The organism is Archangium primigenium, assembly GCF_016904885.1.
Classification (GTDB): Bacteria; Myxococcota; Myxococcia; order Myxococcales; family Myxococcaceae; genus Cystobacter; species Cystobacter primigenius.
In genome coordinates, this window is the sequence record NZ_JADWYI010000001.1 from 227,551 (window position 1) to 247,697 (window position 20,147).

The following is a 20,147-nucleotide window of genomic DNA, read 5'->3' on the forward strand; positions in this document are numbered from 1 at the left end:
CCTCCCCCTCCGAGACTGCCTCCATGACGACTCACCGTTCGACGCGCGGCTGGGCGCCGCTGCTCGTGCTCCTCACGCTCGCGCTGCTGCCGGCGTCCGCGCTGGCCGCGGGCGAGAACTACGGCCGCGTTTCCGGCTACGTGTACGACCCCACCGGCAGCGCGCTGGCCGAGGTTCCCCTCACCATCAGCGGCCCCGCGCTCCAGCAGCCCATCTCCCGCACGAGCGGCGAGGACGGCCGCTACGAGTTCGACCTCTTGCCCCCGGGCGAGGGCTACCAGATCGAAGTGACGGTCGAGGGCTTCACCCCCCTCAAGCTCAAGAACATCGCCGTGCGCCTGGGCCAGACGACGCCCGTGGACGTGAAGCTGGACGTCTTCACGGAGACGCAGGCGCAGGCCACGTATGAAATCACCGAGCGCACCAACCCCATCATCAACCCGGACTCGGCCCAGACGGGCGCGGTGGTGACGGCGGACAAGGCGGCCCAGACGCCCATCTTCACCCAGCCCCAGGGCATCGCCCAGCTCGTGGCGGGCGTGGGCCCGGGCACCGCGCCGAGCAGCCGCGGCGGCATCTCGCGCTGGGGCAAGTTCTACGTGGACGGCATGGACACCACGGACGTGTCCGACGGCTCCATCACCTCCACCATGAACTTCTACGCGGTGGAGAACTTCGAGATCATCACCGGCGGCCTGGACGCGCAGTACAACGCGCTGGGCGTGGTGCAGAACATCGTCACCAAGACGGGCTCCAACCGCTTCACCTACGACGCCGCGCTCGTGCTCCAGCCCTCCTGGGCCGGCGCCAAGACGCAGTTCTCCTCCAACCAGCCGGCGAGCACCGGCGGCCTGCTGCAGAACAGCAGCGGCCCCCAGCCCATCACCACCTTCTACTCGCCCGTGCTCGCCCTGGGCGGCCCCATCGTGAAGGACCGGCTGTGGTTCTACCTGAGCGGTCAGATGAACTTCAGCCTGCGCGAGACCCCGCTCACCATCAACGGCGTGCAGGAGAACCGGCCTCGCGACACCCGGACGAACCTCGCCCGGCTCAAGCTCACCTGGCAGCCCACGAGCCGCGACCGCCTGTCGCTCGCCGTCAACGTGGATCGCAACACCATCAGCAATAACTACTCCAACGCGAACACCTCGCCCGAGGCCGAGTCGCGCATCGCGCGGGGGGGCTACTTCCTCATCGCCAACTACGACCGCAACATCAACGACAGCACGCTCTTCCAGTTGCAGACGGGCTTCACCTACAAGGACGTCTACCAGGGCCCGCAGAACGACGATCTGAACGCCGTGGCCCACGTCGACTCGAGCACCAGCTTCGTGCGCGACTCGTCCACCGCCCTGTCCAGCAGCACCCTGCCGGGCAACTACTCCACGGAGAACCGCTACCGCTTCCAGTTCGACCCCACACTGCTCTTCAAGCGCGGCGCGCACCAGATGAAGGCGGGCATCCAGGTGGGCTACCTCGCGGGCGACCAGTCGCTGGGCACCACCGGCAACCTGCGCTACCTCGACAGGAACGGCTACTGCGATCCCAGCTCGCCCAGCTACCCCGCGGGCTGTGACACGCGCGTGTCGTTCTACGGCGCCAACGGCGTGCTCGGCCCCAACAACACCGACGCCTCGGTGGCCCAACTGGGCGCGTTCGTGCAGGACCGCTGGACCGTCAACCGCCAGCTCACCGTGGTGGCGGGTCTGCGCGCCGACGTGGGTCGGCTCTACGGCAACAACTCCACCTTCATCACCAACCTGGTGGGCATCGGGCCGCGCGTCTCCGCGACGTACGACGTCACCAACGACCGCAAGACGCTGCTCAAGGCCCACTACGGCCGCTCCAACGAAATGGGCGATGTCTTCGTCGCCCAGCGCGCCAACCCGGACCTGCTCCAGTACAGCGCCACCTTCAACACGACGACCAACACCTTCAATGACTGCACGCCCGAGACTCCGGCGGGCACCCCGGGCTGCACCGTCGCGGGCGGCGCCAACGGCCGCTTCTTCGACAAGACGCACACGCCGCCGAGCGTGGACGAGGTGAGCCTGGGCCTGCACCGCGAGGTGTCCGAGGGCGCCGTGGTGGGCGTGGACCTGACCTACCGCCGCTACAACAACATGTGGGTGGACGAGGAGGTCAACCAGATCTGGGACCCGAGCGGCACGCGCGTCATTGGCTACGTGGACCCGGCCAAGGTCAACAGCACGGTCTACCGCATCCACAACCCGTCCGACGCCTGGCGCGACTACAAGGGTGGAGACCTGTGGGCGCAGGGCAAGCTGGGCCGGTGGGACCTGCTCGCCAGCTACACCCTGGCGTTCAACAACGGCACCGTGGGCAGCTACTTCGACGGCTACGGCAGCAACCCCCGCCTGAAGTACCTGTTCAACGGCCCCACGCCCGACGACATCCGCCACACCCTCAAGGGCGCCGTGGGCTACAGCACGCCCTTCGGCCTCGACTTCAACCTGCGCGCGCGCTACCTGACCGGCACGCCGCTCTGGCAGTACCAGCAGCTGAACAGCACCGCCACGGGCGCCCCCGGCAGCACCAACTTCTACCGCTCGCCGCGCGGCACGGGCTACGCGGTGACCCGGGGCACGGCGAACTTCAATGATCCGACCACCGTGTCCGAGCTGCGCAACCCCTCCCAGCTCGTCATCGACGCCCAGGTGCGCTACGACGTGGGCCGGCTGGTGCAACTGGGCAGCAACAAGATGGAGCTGATGCTGCTCATCACCAACGTGCTCAACAACACGGACGCCACCGCCTACTACGACCAGTACAGCACGGGCACCAACAACAACTACGGCCTGGTGCGCTCGCGCTCCAACGGCCCCGTCGCGGGTCAGCTCACCCTGCGCTTCCGCAACTGAGCGCCGACGTGACATGAGTCCCCGGGCCCTCCGCGCGACGCTGGCGCGGAGGGCCCTCGTCGTTTCCGGCGCCCGGTGGGAGCCCATCCGGGCGGGCGAGACGCGCGGTGGGGCGCGCGGCCGCCGGGTAGGATGAAGCCCATGAGCCTCATCGTCCTGTCCATCCCCCTCTTCTTCGTGCTGATGGGCGCCGAGTGGGTGGCCGGACGCCTGCGGGGCCGCCGGGTGTTCCGGGGTCCGGACGTCTTCGCCAACCTGTCGCTCGGCGCAGCCCAGACGGTGTTCGGCGCCGTGGCCGGGGGCCTGCTCGCGGGCACGTACGTGGCGCTCTATTCGGTCCGTCTGTTCGAGATTCCCGCCACGTCCGCATGGGCCTGGGTGGCGCTCTTCCTGGGCACGGACTTCTGCTACTACTGGTTCCACCGCGTCTCGCACCGCACCCACCTGGGGTGGATGGGCCACGCGCCCCACCATCAGAGCGAGGACTTCAACCTGTCCGTGGCGCTACGGCAGGGCCCGGTGCAGCCGCTCTTCTCGCGCGCCTTCTACCTGCCCTTGGCGCTCGTGGGCTTTCCCCCGGCCATGTTCGCCACCGCCGTGGCGCTCAACACGCTCTACCAGTTCTGGGTGCACACCGAGCTCATCGACCGGCTGGGGCCCCTGGAGTGGGTGTTCGTCACGCCGTCCCACCACCGCGTGCACCACGCCTGCAACGGCCGCTACCTGGACAAGAACCACGGCGCGATGCTGATCGTCTGGGACCGGCTCTTCGGCACCTTCGAGCCCGAGCGCGAGCCCGTCACCTACGGCACCGTGGCGCCCGTGCGCACCTTCAATCCCCTGCGCGCCGCGTGGCGGCCCTTCCGGGAGGCGTGGAGCCTCATGCGCCGGACGCCGCGCCTCTGGGACAAGCTGCGCTTCTGGTTCATGCCCCCCGAGTGGATGCCGCCCGGCGTGACGGACCCCCACGTCCCGGTGGAGCCCGGCCGGGCCCGGTACGAGGTGAGCCCTTCCCGCCGGGTGGTGTTCTACCTGGCGGTCGTGGGTGTACTGACGCTCGGGGTGACGGTGCTCTTCCTCTTCAAGGGCGGAGCCCTGTCCGGCCCGTGGAAGCTCGCGTTCGCGGCGTGGTTCCTCGCGTCGCTCGGGGGCCTGGGCGGCGTGCTGGAAGGCCGCCCGTGGGCACGGTGGGTGGAGGCCGTGCGGCTGATGCTGTTGCCACTCGCAGTAGCGGCAATTTGAAAATCACGCCCGCTCGCTTGGCCTCAAGGAGGACGCCTTTACTTGCGCTGGGGTCGCGGCGTCCTTTCAAAGTGTTCTCACAGCATTGTCATCACCGCATCCCTCGCGAGGATGTACCCGCCCAATCCAACAGAAGGGTCAAGCTCATAAAACTTCACCTGCCCCTCCAGGACGGCACGAGTGCTTTCGACAGAAAGCTCAAACTCCTGGCAGCGCGCCCTTGCACCCGAATGAGCCGCAGTCCACTCGTATAGAGCGAGAAGTACATTCTGGTCGTAGAATGGACCCAAGGAAACACTCTCCACGCCTGAAAAGACCAGGAGGGCTCTCGCACCGCCGACCATGCGCAGACCCAAGCTGAGTTCCTTCGCTTCGCGGTGGTTTTCCAACGCTACAATTTCAGCATCGTGCACATCGAATCGGGATGCACTCACAAAGTCTCTCCAGGCTCAAGCGACCGAGGATCTTGTCGCGTTCGATTAGGGGCTTGAGGCTGCTCATATTTCCAATCATGCACGTGAGGTGTGCCTAGTTCTGGATGATGATCATAATCACAATCCTTTACTGGCTTCCCGTCAGAATCGTAACGGCGTTGCTGTTGAAGCTGTCGGGTCTGGGGATCCTTTCTCTCAAGAACTCCATTAGAAGGGCCCTTTTCTTTACGCCCGTCGGGCAACCGATTCTTGGTTCGTGTCCCTGGTTGCTGTTGGTTCTTCGGCGACGAGGCTTCACCGCCCCCCTTCCCCGACTTGTTGGCCATCTGCAGGACCTGGAAGGTATGGCGGGCGTCCGCCACGGTATCGGCGCCGAGCGCCAATCCAGCGCCGAACGTCGCGTAACCCGCCGCCATGGCGGGAATGCCCGGCGCGGCCCCCACTCCCGTGGCGCTCAAGGCCCCACCCCCGCCCATCATCCCGCCTCCGCCGACCATCAGGCTGATGCTCACAATGCCCTCGTAGATGGTGCCCGCCGTCATGGCCGCCGCATAGCCCACGTAGAAGGACTCGGACTGATCCGGAGGCACCGGCAGCATCGAGCCCGCGGGCAGGACCGCCGCGATGGTGCCCATGGTCGCGCCCGCTGACAGATCCTTGAAATCCCATGCGGCCATGCCACTCGGGTCCGCATAGCGCAGCGGATTGTTCCGGGCGTAGCCGTACAGGTTGCACTCCACCGGGCTGCCCACACAGCGCCCGGGCTCCTCCAGGAAGAGCGGATCCGGCGTGAGGAACCGGTTGAGCTTGGGGTCGTAGTCCCGCACGCCCATCCGGATGAGGCCCAGGTCGGCGTCATGGCCCTTCTGGACGTAATCGATCACCGCCGACAGGGCCGGCCGCACCGACCGGTCTCCGAACGGAGACGCGAGCCGCATCGAGCCATCCTCGTCCGCGATCACCGTGCCACGCAGGTCCGTGGCCACCAGGTGCAGGTCGCCTCCGCGCACCAGCCCCACGAGTTGACCGCCGAAATGCAGGGGCTGCGTGAGGCCCGTCGCGTCCAGATAGAGGCCCTGATCGAGGTAGGCCGCCACGGGGACCCCGTCCGCGAACTTCATCAGCCGCTGTCCCTTCTCGTCGTACAGGAAGGACCACTGCTCGACGCCATCGCGACCCGCCGCCGCCAGGTTCCCATCCGGGCCATACCGGAAGGCCAGATCGTCCCGGGAGACAGCGCGGCCCTGGTCATCGAAGGTGTAGGTCACACCTCCGGCGGTGAGCGTCTGTCCGGACCGGAGGAGATCGCGTCGCACGCCCCCTTCCTCGATGGACGAGGGCAGGCCAGAGGAGTCGAAGCCATAGGCATACGCGTGCTGCGCATCCGTCGAACTGGAGAGGAAGCCGCGCGACGAATACCCGTACACCCGCGACAGACTCGTGCCGCCCGCGGAGACCGACTCCACGTCGAGCAGGCCTCGCGCATTGAGCTGAAGCCCCGAGGAGGAGGTCCAGCCCGGGCCCACCTGGGAGAGCGACACCCGGCGGCGCGTCAACGGATCGTAGCCCAGCGTCACCTGTCCCCCCGGGAAGGACATGGACTGGGGTTGGCCCTGGGTGTCATAGCCCAGGAGGGCCTTGGGCACGCCATTGAGCCACAGCTCCGAGAGCCGCCCGTATGCATCCCGGACCCAGCCCTTGGTGAGGGTGGACACCAGCGTGCCATCTGCCTCGCGGACCGACGTCACCTCGGAGCGCACCTCACCGCCCTCCGTGAAGAACAGCTGCGTCTCCACGCTGCGCCAGTCATCGAGCCTCAGCACGCTGCGCTCCAACCTGGCATCCGGCCGGTACTCGAGGAGCTTGAGATAGCCCCGACCCTCGATGGCGCTCACCAGGCCCAGCGCCGTCCGCAGTCCAGGGTGGGCGGGGGTCGCGCCGTCGCGGTAGTAGCGGTAGACGAGGTCCGCCGCACCCGAGACATCGGAGTAGGTCTCCGTGGAGACGCGGCCCAGGGCGTCGTAGCCCAGGGTCAATTGCCGCCGCAGTGCCCCAACGGCATTCCCATAGCGCTTCGCCGTGAGCAGGCCCGTGACGGGCGCGTAGACGTACTCCACGCTCGCCAGGTCCTCGCGCAGCAGCGACGACACCCGGCCATGGGCGTCATAGGTGACGCGGTGGAACCGGCCATCCGGCAAGTCGACCTGCCGCAACCGGCCCAGGGCGTCGTAGCGGAAGCCGGTGCGAACGTTCGCCTCGTCCTTGGACTCCACCACGCGCGCGGAGGAGTCCAGCGCCTGCCTCCGGCTCCAGGTTCCATTCTCCAGCACCGTGCGGGTCATCCGGCCCGCGTCCAGTCCCAGGGACGTGGCGAGCTGCTGCTCCACGGTGTCGTGGAACCGGGTGGACGCGAACACGGACGAGCCAAAGGCGGAGGTGCTCGACGACACCCGCTGCGACCCCGCCAGCAGCGTGGCGTAATCCAGCGCCTGCATGTCCACCGAGGCCGCCATGCCCGGCCGCATCGACGTATGGGTCTGGGCCAGTGACGGCAGTCGCTCCACCACACCATCGAAGACCCAGCCCCCAGGAACGAGGCGGGCCGTCGTCACGGAAGCGCCCGAGGCGGTGGAGTAGTCGATGAACTCCCGGACCGAGGCGGAAGCCGCATCCACCAATTGAGACACGAAAACGGAACCTGGGGCATTGGCCGTGGCGTAGCGGTAGGCGTAGGCCTCCTTCGGGTTGAGGTCGGTGCCCCCCAGGCTGTCCCACTGCCGGCTCAGCCGCTCCTGACCGTCGAAGCGGAAGAACTGCTCATAGGGAGTACCGCCACGATCCAACTCCATGGCGAGGATGGCATCCGTCACCGGATGACGCTCCGTCACCTGGGTCACCACGCCCTCGGGAGACGTCACCTGCCGCAACATGCGGCGCTCATAGTCGAAGCCCATCACCCCACGGCCCGGGATCGCGATGGAGCTCACCGAGAAGTCCGGGTTGTACGCCACCTCCTGCAAGACGATGGACTGCCCGGGGACCACACTGGTGAGCTTCGTCATCAGACCAGCCTGATTGCGCTCGATGCGGCTCTCGTGATGGAAGTCCAGGGAGCTGTCCGTGTGCGTGCCCATCATCTCCAGGTAGGAGTCCAGGCAGTGCAGGGACTGACTCCAGCCGGACAGGGACGCGCGCGTGTGCAACGACACCAACGTGCCGTGCTCCTGGGTGATGCGCACCTGGGACGGGCACACCTCGGCGGTATACGTCACGTAGTCCGTCCGCTCGGAGACGCGCTGGGTTCCCGACGGATTCATCCACCCCTTCACCTTCGCGGAGGGGCGCGGCCAGGAGAAGCCCTGGAAGGCAACGTCCTGATACTCCCAGGACTCGAAGGGCCGGACCTGGGGCGCGCCCACATCCGTGCGCACGGAGGACACCGGAAGGCCCGCGATGTGGTCCTCCATCCGGAAGTCCATGACGTACGCGGTCCGCGCATCCGTGCGAGACACCGTCGCGTACCCCAGCGGGAAGCCTCCCACCGAGTGAACGCGTGGATTCTGATAGTCATAATGATAGGTGACGGCATCCTGCCCGCTGGACTTCACCGTCATCTCGTCCAACACGGACTGGCGCACGCCACTGCCGGGGGCGGAGGGGCCGCGCCCGTACAGGAACTCCAGCCGGGTGCCCTTGCCATCTTCCACGCCCTTGAGCAGGCCCGTGCCCGGGGTGTTGAGCGCCACCGAGTGCGCCTTGCCCTCCCGGGCGAAGAAGACCTCCGTGTTGCCCGTGCCCGCGAAGTCCTGAACGATGGGAAACGCCGAATCGAGCCCCGAGGAGTTCAGCCCGGGAACCGCCTTCTCCACGAGCCGGTCGCCCACGTTCACGAGCAGGAAGGCACGCGCGGAGGTGTTGATGAGCACGTCCGTGAGCCCATCCCGGTTGGCATCCACGAAGCTCAACTGGTAGCGCGACAGGTCGACGGTCCCCGCGGTGCCATACCCTCGGAAGATCTGCCCGGTGGGCTCGAAGCGGAAGTTACCCCGGCCCCGATACACCACGAGGAGCGCGGAGTTGCGCATGATGAGATCGGGCAGCCCATCCCCGTTGAAGTCCTGCACCCAGATGGCCGAGGGGGTGAAGTTCATGTCCAGGCTGCCCGTGATCTGAGACCCGAAGGCATAGCCTCCGCTCGTGCTCTGGTTGGGAATCACCCAGTAGCCATTGCGAAAGACCCGCAGCACGTCCGGCTGCCGGTCCCGGTTGAGGTCCGCCAGACGGGTGGTCGCGTTGAAGGACCACGTGCCCTGGAGGGTCGACTCATGGACCTGCGCGCCATCACGCTCGCACAAGAGAAGCTTCGTTTGCCCCCGGCCTGTTTGAATGAGCAGCCGGACCACTTGATGGGTGGAGACATCCGCGCGCATACGGGCCAGCGTGCGCGGATAGTTGCCCGTCGAGGGCGGGGCGCGACACTCCACGCGCGCATCGGCCGGCGCGGCGGGAAGCGGCTCGTAGCTGAAGCCCTGGGGACCCTGCCGGATGAGCGTGAAGTCCGTGCGCTCCTCCAGGTCCGTCCATCCGTCCAGGTCTTCATCCAGGACACTCGAGCGCGTCGGCATGACAACCGCGGGCGAGTAGGTGTTCAGCACGGTGTCGAAGGCGGGTGTGGCGCGGAGCGGCGCCGCCGTCAGCGTGGGCTCGGCCTGCTCGTACTCGTAGCTCACCACGGGGGCGCGCTCGCCCGAGGCGAAGACCTGCTGCACCGAGGTGAGCAGGAAGGTGGGGCCCAGCCCCTCACCCACGTAGCCCAGCTCATAGAACCAGCGCGGCGCGAACGTCCCCGTGGAGAAGTCCTTCGCCCACATCTCCACGCGCTGGATGCGACGGTCCAACACCAGTTCCGAGCCCGAGCGCAGGTCCGAGAAGAAGGTGGTCAGCGGCTCGTAGACGAAGTCCACGCGGGACAGCAACTGCGGGCCCATGCCGCCATAGAGGACGGATTGCAGGAAGAGCCGTCCCGAGGCATTGGCCGTATACGCCAGCCGCGTGGTGTAGCCCGTGGCCTGCACCACCTCGGTGAGGTACCAGGCGTAGGTACCATCCGACGTCTGGATGCGCGCGGCGCCACCGAACGTCCAGCGGCTGCCGTCCTGCAGGTGGGCGATGAATCCACCCGGGACAGGCTCGACCCGGATGGGGCTCGACAGGCCCTGCGGGTACCAGAAGCCATCGTGGCCTTGCACCATCCGGCCCCAGGGGCCCGTCAGCTCGTCCGTGGCGTAGTCCAGGTCACCCAGGACGCGCGAGCGCACGATGAAGGGAGCGGAGCGCCAGCCCTGTCCCCACTCGGAGATGCCGTTGTCGGGGGAGTACGAGGGAAACACCGGGCCCAGCAAGGGGCCCCGCTCCGTGGGCGCCACGAAAGGAGCGGACAGCGAGAAGCCGCCCCGGCTGACATCCGCGGGACCAAAGGCCGTGCTCGCATACTGGCCCACGAGCGAGCCCCGCTGGGGGGCCGTCAGCTCGGGAGCCTGAACCTGGTAGTCGTTGACGGTCTGAGCCGACGCGGGGAGCGCCAGCAGCAGGCCAAGGCACATCAAGGAACGGAACATGGCACGGCCTCCTCACGAGAGCACGAGGCGCTCGCGTGACGGAGAAGAAGGAAGAAGGAGTCGAGGGGAACAAGAGGACCGCGCGCGGCCCAGGACATGACACGACCGCCCCTCCAGACGGAGAGGCGGTCGCGTCAGACAAGCCACATCAGTGACAAATCGGCACGCCCGGCAGCACGCCGGTTCCCTCCGCGCGCGGCTCCAGACGGAAGGCGATGAGCAGCTCGTCCGCATACACGAGCGGATTGGTGGGGCCCAACGAGCCGTCGGGGTTGTTGGGGTAGCGCGAGTCGGTGCGGAAGCTCCCGAGCCGCGGGTTGAAGGAACTGAAGGGAGACAGGCCCGCCGCGACCGGCGTCCCCGGCGTCGTCCAGTAGCTCGCCAGAGAGGACTCCACCTCCTCGGGCAGACCCAGCATCATCTGGACCGTGGGCGCCAGATACGCGTTGTTGGCGAAGGTGTATTCGTACTTCTGGGTCGTCGTCGGGAAGGACATCGAGGGCGCGATGTCTGTCCTCAGACTGCGCGGGGTGTAGTGCGTGTACACATTGTGAACCACGAAGAACGCCATCGAGTTGATGATGGGAGCTGACTGCGTGCATGCCAGCACGAAGCTGCCGCCATCAGGCTGGTACAGGTGCTCCGGATTCAACGTGATGATGGGATCCTTTCCCGCGAGGATCTGACGCCAGATGCCCGCGGCCACTTCACGGTCCACGGTGGCATAATCGGACTGCACGCCCTTGTCGACCCGGGGAATGCTGATGATGACATTCGCGAAGACCAGCGCCGGATCACTCCGCGCCGCGCTGAGCTTGTTGTTGATCAACGTCGCGACCTCCACCGCATTGCCCGCGAGCGTGATCAGGTTCGAGTTGAGCGGATCGATCGTGGTGAAGGTCTTGATCTTCGCGACATCGTCGGGCAGGAGCGTCGTCTCGAAATTCCTGTGACGCAGTCTCACGACCGGCTCCACCCAGCGCGTCAAGACATTGTTCACCTGGCCCAGGCTGCTGCGCAGTTCGGCGCCATCCAGCGATTGCATGGACCACATGGGCTCGAGAGCCAGTAGACGGGAACGCTCTCCCGCGACCGTGTAGTTCTTCGACAACGCCTCGATTTGCAGGGAGAGCGCGCGCATCTGCCGCTCGATGTTGACCAGTTCCACCTCGCGCTCGATGCCCACGAGGTCCTGGGCCAACCACGTCTCGAAGAGGTTGCGCAGGCTCTCGTCCGTGACAGAGGACAGATTGCCACAGGCGCAGGTCTGTCCCGTGGGGCAGTCTTCCTGGCACTGGGCGTAGACCCGATTGTAGGCCGAGCCCCGCAGCAGCGCGGCCTGGCTCGGGAGCAACCGGCCCTGTGCCACATAGGCCTGTGCATCCGTCCGGACCTTCTTCTCGGCGGAAGCCATGGCCCGGAAGATGTTGCGGGACACGGCCGCCGCCGGCTGCAGGTGGGACACCGTCACGCCAAGCGTGGAGTTATTCACCGGTCCACAATTCGTAGCGTCCGACAGATCGTTCACGACGAAATAGAGATCCGACGTGCTGTCCATCACGATGGACGTGTTCGGCGCCCGAACGACCTGGACGGACTGGATGGACGACGCGGGAATGGAGGTGGGATTCGGGACGGGCTGATGCGCGGCTCGCACCAGCAACAGGCTGCCCGCGGGCTGGTCTGGGAAGGGCGTACGGCTGGCCCGGAGGCCACGGGAGAGCGTCAGGGTGGAGCTGGACTCCGAGCCACTGCCATCGGTCTGGCTCTTCGTCTGACTCCAGGTCTTGCCCGCGTCGAAGCCAGCACACGCCTGGACACTGACCATACTGACCGGCTTGGGCAGACCCATTCCCGCGCACGCCTTGACGCTCGCCGTCCAGTTCTCGTACCTGCCTCCCGAGGTGACCGTCTGATCCCCGTTGGAGTAGTAGTTGCCCGCGGAAGTCGTCACCGAGAACCCCTCGGGTCCCGCCATGGCGACCGTCTGATCCGGGTTCACGGGCTTCACCTTGGTGCCGTCGAAGCCCACCGTCTGGCTCAAGGCGCACGTGGGTGACCACTGGCCCGTCACCTGGATGTTGACGATGTCGCCCTCGCTCGCATTGAGCTTGAAGACACTGTTCGTGGAGTCATGCACCGCCACCCCCACCAGGTCGGTCACCCCCCCCTGTCCCGTATAGGTCGCCTGCACGGCGGAGACGGAGAAGTTCCGTTCGGACTTGAGCACCGCCCGACCCGAAGCGGCCGTCCCCGCGTTCAGCAGTTCGAAGCTCTTCATGAACTCGCCGTGACGGACCTCGTCGATGGCCTGGCTGGCGCGCAGACCGTCCAGGTCCTTGCTGAGTTGCAGCGTCTGGTCGTAGATGATGTCCATCTGAGCGCTGCCGTTGGTCATCTCCTGCTGGTTGGAGAGCTGGGACAGCAAGCTCGCGATCAAGGACTTGCGGTCGTCCTTGTACTTGGTGATGCGCGCGTCCAGGGCGGTCGTGCTCCGCACCAGCTCATCGTTGATGATGGTCTGCTTCTGCGCATCGAGCCCCACCTCCAGCTGGCGAGCGGCACTGAGCACGAAAAGGGTATTGGTGTCATAGCCCACCGTCCGCGCGCGCGCGGTCTTCAGCAAGGAGGAGAATGCCGAAGCCGTGGCGGGCAGGGTGGACGGAGCGGCGGAGAACCAGTCGCGCGGCATGTAGCTCTGGCCAAAGACCACCGCACCGCCCCGGCTGATCATATCGTGCCGCTGGTGCATCTGGGCGAAGGTGTCGAGCCAGGGCTTGTCGAGACGGGCCGAGCTGGTCAGCTGGTTGATGGCGTTCAGCTCCGCGCTCAACAGCGACGGGTCATGCAGTGCGCCCAACAAGCCCCAGAGCTGACGCGTCTTGGTCCGGGTCTGCGCGCACGAGGTGAAGCGGCAGCTCAGGTCATGCAGCAGGCTGAGATCCTCGAGCCTCCGGTAGGCGCCCTGAAGGGCATCACCCGTCACGTAGAACACCAGATCGCCCGTCAAGGGCGGCTCCGCGCTGGAGCCTCCCGCGAACGTGGCTCGCAGCACCTGACGCTCGGCCTGCATGCCCCGCGTGAGGATTCCTTGGCGAATGGCCTCGGCCTGCTCGGGCGTGGTGTTCTCGTTGATGATGTGAGACGTCTCACCCTGGATATAGACGACGTTCCAGAAGAGCTTGAACAGCTCGTTGACCCGCGCCATCAAGGGCCCATCCGCGGCATAGTCGGGATAGGCACCGCGCACCGCTGTGTACCAGGTCTGAATCGACTTGAGCTTGCCATGCAGCGCATCCGTGCGAACGAGCTCCTCGGCCGGGGTGTTTCCCAGGGGTGCCATCGGGTCCGCCACGATCCGGCGCATCATCGCCGTGGAGAGCTCCAGATACTCCTCGCGGTAGCGATTCGTGTCGGCGCTCGAGCACGAGGCGGACAGGTAGGTCGCCGGGTTGAGCGAGAGGCACTGATAGTACAACGAGGGGATGACGGCGAGCGGCACGTGCTCGGAGCGCAGCTGGTTGCACATGGACAACAAGGACTTGAAGTGCGCCGAAACCGTGCAGGACGGAGTCACGGGGGCCGTCCACGCCGTGCCACATCCGCTCGTCAGCTGGGGCTTGCTCTCATAGAAGGAGATGGCGTGATTGCGCTGCTCGATGACCAGCGCATCCGACCGCGTCTCGAAGAGGAGCTTGAGGTGGTGGACGAGCTGCTGCTCCAGGGTGTCGCGCGCCGTCGTGCTCATTCCCCGGGAATCGAGCTTCTGGATCTCGGTCCGCAGGCACTGGAACTTGTCGAAGGGGTTCGAGACGTGGTCACACGTCAGGCACTCCATGCTCTTGATCTCGACAGGCAGGGTGGTGCCGGTCAACGTCCGCCAGGCCTGCTCCGTCTGCGCATCCTGCTCGATGCTGTTGGCCGAGCGGCCAGGCATGAAGAAGGGACCCGCGGCGCTACCACACGCGCCTTCCGGCGCTTCACCGAAGCTGGGGTGCCGGCAGGTCTTGTAGACGGTGTCGTACACGAGTTCGTCTTCACGGCACGACCGCACCGGACAGTGGCTGTCGTTGCGCGTCTCGATGATCGGGACATTGTGAAGGACGTAGGCGCACGCGTAGTTCCGGGGATCGCCCTCCCACGGGTACTCTTGATACGTGATGCTGTAGCCCGAGGCTCCCGCGCTCGCGGCGTGCTCACCCGCGGCCTGATCACACGACGCGGGAGAGAAACCCCAGTGCTGAATTTCCACGCAGCGGGGATAATCACAGCCGGGCCCATATTCGCACTCACACCGCGTCTCAAGGTCGGTGGGATAGGGAACCAGCTGCGTGGTATGCGACTCCTCGCGATAGCCCACGACGGCGTCGCACGTCTCGTAACACGTCTTCGGCCGAGGCGTATGCGACTGGATGCCACAGGTGGGATCGTTGACCTTTTGATTATAACATTTGAAAGACCACGCCTGCGGCCCCTCGCAGATGCCCGCCTTGGGGTTTGTCCCCGAGGGCCATGAAAGCGATTCCGCCTTGCACGCGTTGCTCACCACGGCCTGCGCATCCTGATTCAGTGACTGCTGGGGCTCCACGACGTCGGTGGAGCCGCAACCCGCGAGCCACAGGACACATCCAACCCACCACAACCATTTACTGCCTCTCACGCACTGCCCCCTGAACACAGCCCAGGGGTATTCATGCCGCGCGAATCGCGGACGCTCTCCCCCCCTGGAGCCGCCAAAAAGGTTGGCGTGAATACAGGAGCCGCGCGCAGATAGAAATATGCGCAGCCGGTGAACAATATGTCACACGTAACTCCTGATGATACTGGTCATCAGGAGGACTCATCTCAAATCGAAACGACAAGCGGGGTCAGGCGAACAGCTCCAACAGGTCGTCCCGGGTGATGGCCGTGGCGGTCGAGGCCTCGCTCAAAGCCGCCTCGAACAAGGCGCGCTTCTTTTCTTGTAAACCAAGAATGCGCTCCTCCACCGTGCCCTGGGACACGAGCCGGTACACCATCACCGGCCGCTCCTGGCCGATGCGGTGGGCGCGATCCGCCGCCTGCGCCTCGGCCGCCGGGTTCCACCACGGGTCCATCAGGAACACGTGGTCCGCCGCCGTGAGGTTCAGGCCCGTGCCGCCCGCCTTGAGCGACATGAGCAGCACCGGCGCCCCGTTCTCCCCCTGGAAGCGCTCGGTGACGGCGCCGCGGTCCGCCGTCGAGCCGTCCAGCCGATCGAAGGCGATGCCCGCCGACTTGAGGTGCGGCTCGATGAGGTCGAGCAGCGACGTCCACTGCGAGAACACCAGCGCCTTGTGGCCCTCGGCCACCGCCGTCTCCAGCGAGTCCACCAGCATCTGCACCTTGGAGGAGTTGTTCGCGCGCTGTCCCGGCACCAGCGCCGGATGGCACGCCGCCTGACGCAGCCGCAGCAGGGCCTCCAGCGCCTTGAGCACCCCGCCCCCCTCGTTGAGCAGCGCCACCACCTCGGCGCGCGTCGCCGCCATCACCGAGTCGTAAATGGTGCGCTCGCGCTCATCCATGGACACGTGCATGACGGCCTCGGTGCGCGGCGGCAATTCCGGCGCCACCTCGCGCTTGAGGCGGCGCAAGACGAACGGGCGGATGCGCCGGCGCAGGGACTCGGCCACGCCCTTCTGCCCGTCCATGATGGGCCGGGCCACCTTCTCCTCGAACTGGCGGCGCGCCCCGAGCAGGCCCGGGTTGGAGAAGTGCATGAGGCTCCACAGCTCCTCCAGCCGGTTCTCCAGTGGCGTGCCGCTCAGGGCCAGCCGGAAGTTCGCCTTGAGCCCGAACGCCGCGCGCGCCGCCTGGCTCTCCGGGTTCTTGATGGCCTGCGCCTCGTCGAGCACCAGCGTCTCCCACGTGCGGTTGCCGAGCACCGTCGCGTCCAAGCGGAGGATCGCGTACGTGGTGAGCGTCACGTCGGCCTCGTCCAGGGCGCGGCCCGGGCCGTGGTACGTGTTCACCTTGAGCGAGGGCCGGAAGCGCTTGAGCTCCGCGGCCCAGTTGGGCAGCACGCTCGTGGGACACACGACGAGCGAGCGCGCCCCCAAGACGCAGATAGTCTGGAGCGTCTTGCCCAGGCCCATGTCGTCCGCGAGGATGCCGCCCAATCCCGCGCTCTTGAGGAACCCGAGCCAGCTCACGCCCTGCAACTGGTAGGCGCGCGGCGTGACCGTGAGGTCCCCCGGGAGCACCGGCGCGGGCAGCTTCTCGAAGCCCTCGACCAGGGGGGCCAGCTTGTCCAGGCCCGGCGGGGGCGGCTGCTCCAGCGTCTCGCACAGGGCCTGGAGCTGCGGCAGCGCGAAGCTCGCCACCTTGCCATCCGCCTGCCGCGCCGCGAGCAGGTCCGCCACCCGCGCGCCGTGCTGGTCGAGCCACGCCCGGGGCAGCGGCGCCCAGCCCCCGCCCTCCAGCGGCACCAGGCCCAGGCCCTCGTTCCACGCGCGCACCACCGCCGCCGCGTCCACCGTGCGGGGGCCGCCCTTCATGCCCTCCACCTGGAAGTCGAGCGTGAAGCGCACCTCGGGCATGCCCGCGCCCGCCTCACCGGCCTCCACCTTGAGCGAGGGCACCAGCCGCGTGTCCGGGCTCACCACGCCCGAGCCGTCTCCCGTGAGGTCCCCGCGCCAGCGCCGCAGCTTGTCCGCCCAGCGCACCATCTCCTGGCCTTGCACCATCACCCGCCGCCCGGGCACCAGGTTCAGCTCGTCGCGCAACTGGTGGATGAGCTTCTGCTCGGCCACCTCGTCGCGCAGGGGCACCGAGCCCCGCAGGTACGTCATGCGGCCGTTGTCGATGCGCACCGCCGGCGGCGCCCCGTAGACGAGCGTGGGAAACACGGACAGGCCGGACTCCAGCTGCTGCAGCTCCACCAGGATGCGCGGCTTGAGGTCCTTGTCGATCGACGGCAGGCGCCGGCTGCGCATGTCGATGGGCATGCGCCGCGCCAGCTCCGGCAGCACCTTGGAGGAGATTTCCCCAATCTGCTCGGCCGGGTAGGCGCGCGTGCTGGGCAGGTTCTGCAACCACGCGCCCGTCACCGCCGTCTCGCCCAGGCGGGCCAGGGCGTCGCCGCACACGGCGACCCCGGGGCTCACCACGTCGGTGATGCGTGGATCCTTCGCCACGGTGATGACGATCTGCCCGCCCTTGTCCTCCACGAGCGCGCGCGGGTAGACGACCTCGTCCGCCACGGCCACGGGCTGTCCGTCCAGCAGCACGTTGCGCGCGGGCTCCAGCACCTTGAGCAGGGCCTCCAGGCGCTCGGGCGGCAGGGCGCCCCGGGTGCGCTTCTCCAGGAGCCGGTCCGCGAGCAGGTCCGCGTTCTCCACCTGGAGCTTCGCGGCGCGCGCGGGCCTGGCCAGCACCAGGGCGAGGCTCTCCTCCAGGGGCTCGGCCGTGCCGTCCGCGTGGGCGATGTGCCGGTGCAGCTCCAGGCCGCCCTCCACGCGCGAGAAGCGGTAGACGACCCGGGACCAGCGCGTGGCGGTCACCTCCATGGGCGCCTCCTGCTTCTCCGCCTGCTGCACGGCGATGGCGGCGGCCACCACGTGCTCGCACGGATCCACCTGGGCGGGGCAGTCACACTCCCAGACGTCGTCCCCCGGGTAGAGCGACACGGTGAGGGCCACGGTGCGGCCCGGGGCCTTCACCCGCAGCTGCAGCTCCTTGTCCGTGCGCTTCTGCAGCGCCACGGCCCCCGAGCGGGCCAGGTTCACCCCGACGGTCCAGATGCCAGGACGGGCTTCCTTCCGGACGGCTTCCAGCAATTGAGCGAGCGCGGACATGGGACGTGCTCCCTACGCCCGCCCGGCCCCCCGCGCAATGGCCTCCCGGAGCGAGCTAGGCTGGGCCCGAGAGGTGGAGAACCCTGCACACCCTGTCCGCCAGAGCCCCGACCCTCGCGCCGCTGCTCCTGGCCGGGCTGCTGTCCTCCCCGGCCCTCGGCGAGGAGGCCGGGCCGCCCTCCGGGTGGTGGTGGACACAGGCGATCACGGACGGCGCGCGCGTCCTCGTCCCCGGCCCGGGCGGCGTGCTCCGGACCCCCGAGGGTCAGTGCCTGACGGTGGAGGGACGCGCGTGCGCCCCCATCGCGCCACCCACGCCCGTGGAGGACAACGGGCACTTCGTCGTCACGCACCTATGGATCGCGCCCTCCGGGGCGCTCTGGAGCGTGGGGAACTTCGCCTGGACCGTGGACTTCGCGCCGGAGGGACCGCCCCAGGTGAGACGCGTGGGCCCAAACGAATCCGAGCACGCCTTCCTGCGCAAGCAAGCGCCGGATGGGCGCCTGCTCTGGGTGCGCACCTGGCCCGGCAGCGCCGAGCGACTCACCGTCTCCGAGCAGGGCGTCACCGTGTCCGGCCACTTCCGGGGCGCGGTGGACTTCGATCCCGGCCCCGGCACCGATGTCCGACGCAACCCCGTCCCGCCCGTCGCGCCCGGCGAGCCGCCGCCCGACGAGCCCCGCCGGGGCCGCTATGTGTCGCGCTTCACGCACGATGGCGCGTACCGGGGCGTGTGGATCCTCCCCTCCTGGCTCGAGGCCTCGGTCACCGTGAGCCCCAGCGGAGCGACCGCGCTGCTGGGCAGCTTCTCGGGCGCGGAGGATCTCGACCCCTCCTCGGGCCGCCATGTCGTGCGCGCGGTGGACCGACGGGATGGCTTCGTGACCTTCCTGACCCCCGAGGGACGCCGCCGTGTCACGCGCACCTGGCCCTCGCGACGCTTCGCCCAGGCCGGGTATGACGAGAACGGGGTGCTGTGGGCCCTGATCAACCCCCTCGCGCCGGAGGGCGTCGTCACCTCCGACTACGCCCTGATCCGCGTGGAGCCGGGTGGCGAGCGGGTCCTCTGGAGCCTGCCGGACACGAGCCCCTCGTTCGGCACCAGCCTCGGCCTGATCGAGCTCGCGTCGGACGGCGGCGCCCTGGTGGCGGGCCTCGCGGGCACCGGGCTCCATGCGCCGCGAGGCAAGGACCTCCGGCCGCCGGATCAGCGACGGCGCGCGGAAAAGCACGGGCCCCTGCTGACCCGGCTCTCCCCCCAGGGTCAGCCCGAGTGGACCCTGCGGTTTCCGGACCACACCCAGTTCCAGGGCGTCGTCCGGGCGGGCTCCCGGCTCTGCATGACGCTCCAGGTCCAAGGCGGGCCCTACGACTTCTCGTTCTCGGCCGAGCCCTTCTGGGTGGGACGCCGCTCGACGGGCGGCGACCCGATGACCCGCGTCATCGGGTGCATCGAGGAGCGGCTGCTCTCCGAGTCCCCCTTCTGAGCCGACTATCCCGCCCGGGTGAACACGTACTCGGTCCGGACGCGGAAGGGGTCGCCGGGGAACTGGATCTCCTTGAGGAGCTGCAAGCGCTCGCGGTTCACGCTCAGCGTCAGGCGCACGGCCACCTCCAGACCGTTCTCCATGCCCTTGCCGCTCAGGGTGAAGACGCCCTCGCCCCGCTGGCGCAGGCCCGCCAGGTTCGCGTCCTCGGCGAAGCGGTACACGTCGCGCGTGCCGTCCGTGTCCGACACGAAGGTCATGGTGCGCTCGGTGGAGTCGATGCTCACGGTGGACGACTCCCGGACCGTCTTCATGGGGCCGTCCTCGTAGAGGAACTGGAAGTGCATGACGCGCCCGTCGCGGCTGGGCGTGACGTCGAGCTTCGTGGTCCGCCAGACGCGGTCCTCGCTGGTGAACTCGCGCGTCTCGAACGAGCCGGTCCACCGCCCCAGGAAGGGCTTGTGGGCCTGCATCGCCTCCATCTCCTTGCGCGTGGGCGCCTCGGGCGGGGTGGACGGCGAGGTGGTGGAGGACTGCACCGGCGGCACCACCCAGGGCGAGGTGCAGGCCAGGGTGGACGACACACAGAGCGACAGGAAGAACGAGGGGCGCATGCGCCGGACTCCTAGCAAGTCCCGGCCCCCGCATGCACCCCCCGTTGCATCAGCCC

The 20,147-nt window shown here is 67.8% G+C and carries 8 protein-coding genes; 3 read left to right on the plus strand and 5 right to left on the minus strand.

What is annotated here, in order from left to right:
* The first annotated feature begins 23 nt into the window (after window positions 1-23).
* Window positions 24-2,882, plus strand: a complete 2,859-nt coding sequence (locus tag I3V78_RS01020; RefSeq protein ID WP_204484447.1) for a TonB-dependent receptor — start codon at window positions 24-26, stop codon at window positions 2,880-2,882.
* A gap of 141 nt (window positions 2,883-3,023) precedes the next feature.
* Window positions 3,024-4,124 carry a sterol desaturase family protein gene (locus tag I3V78_RS01025; RefSeq protein WP_204484448.1) on the plus strand — a complete coding sequence of 367 codons (1,101 nt, stop codon included), beginning with the start codon at window positions 3,024-3,026 and terminating at the stop codon, window positions 4,122-4,124.
* A 77-nt stretch (window positions 4,125-4,201) separates the two neighbouring features.
* On the opposite strand, the gene I3V78_RS01030 is transcribed toward I3V78_RS01025, so the two are convergent.
* The 4 genes from I3V78_RS01030 to I3V78_RS01045 form a co-directional block, all read right to left on the minus strand.
* On the minus strand, window positions 4,202-4,558 hold the full coding sequence (locus I3V78_RS01030) for a hypothetical protein (protein ID WP_204484449.1): 357 nt from the start codon (window positions 4,556-4,558) through the stop codon (window positions 4,202-4,204).
* Window positions 4,555-10,176 carry an RHS repeat-associated core domain-containing protein gene (locus I3V78_RS01035; RefSeq protein ID WP_204484450.1) on the minus strand — a complete coding sequence of 1,874 codons (5,622 nt, stop codon included), beginning with the start codon at window positions 10,174-10,176 and terminating at the stop codon, window positions 4,555-4,557. Before I3V78_RS01035 ends, I3V78_RS01030 begins: the two co-directional genes overlap by 4 nt.
* Window positions 10,177-10,324: 148 nt before the next feature.
* Entirely contained in the window at window positions 10,325-14,428 is a 4,104-nt protein-coding gene (locus tag I3V78_RS01040) for a hypothetical protein (protein ID WP_204484451.1), read from the minus strand.
* A 616-nt stretch (window positions 14,429-15,044) separates the two neighbouring features.
* The gene (locus tag I3V78_RS01045) at window positions 15,045-17,990 is read right to left on the minus strand and encodes a DEAD/DEAH box helicase (protein ID WP_204484452.1); all 2,946 of its coding nucleotides are present in this window, start codon (window positions 17,988-17,990) and stop codon (window positions 15,045-15,047) included.
* Window positions 17,991-18,235: 245 nt separating this feature from the next.
* Here I3V78_RS01045 and I3V78_RS01050 point away from each other — a divergent pair, with 245 nt between their 5' ends.
* Window positions 18,236-19,477, plus strand: coding sequence for a hypothetical protein (locus tag I3V78_RS01050; RefSeq protein ID WP_204484453.1), 1,242 nt, complete (start codon window positions 18,236-18,238; stop codon window positions 19,475-19,477).
* 5 nt (window positions 19,478-19,482) lie between these two features.
* On the opposite strand, the gene I3V78_RS01055 is transcribed toward I3V78_RS01050, so the two are convergent.
* On the minus strand, window positions 19,483-20,091 hold the full coding sequence (locus I3V78_RS01055) for a hypothetical protein (RefSeq protein WP_204484454.1): 609 nt from the start codon (window positions 20,089-20,091) through the stop codon (window positions 19,483-19,485).
* Window positions 20,092-20,147: the final 56 nt, after the last annotated feature.

What these genes read in the sequence shown, in the direction of transcription:
- I3V78_RS01055 (WP_204484454.1), bottom strand. Translation starts at nt 20,091, where the DNA reads ATGCGCCCCTCGTTCTTCCTGTCGCTCTGTGTGTCGTCCACCCTGGCC.
- I3V78_RS01020 (WP_204484447.1), top strand. Translation starts at nt 24, where the DNA reads ATGACGACTCACCGTTCGACGCGCGGCTGGGCGCCGCTGCTCGTGCTC.
- I3V78_RS01045 (WP_204484452.1), bottom strand. Translation starts at nt 17,990, where the DNA reads ATGTCCGCGCTCGCTCAATTGCTGGAAGCCGTCCGGAAGGAAGCCCGT.
- I3V78_RS01025 (WP_204484448.1), top strand. Translation starts at nt 3,024, where the DNA reads ATGAGCCTCATCGTCCTGTCCATCCCCCTCTTCTTCGTGCTGATGGGC.
- I3V78_RS01035 (WP_204484450.1), bottom strand. Translation starts at nt 10,176, where the DNA reads ATGTTCCGTTCCTTGATGTGCCTTGGCCTGCTGCTGGCGCTCCCCGCG.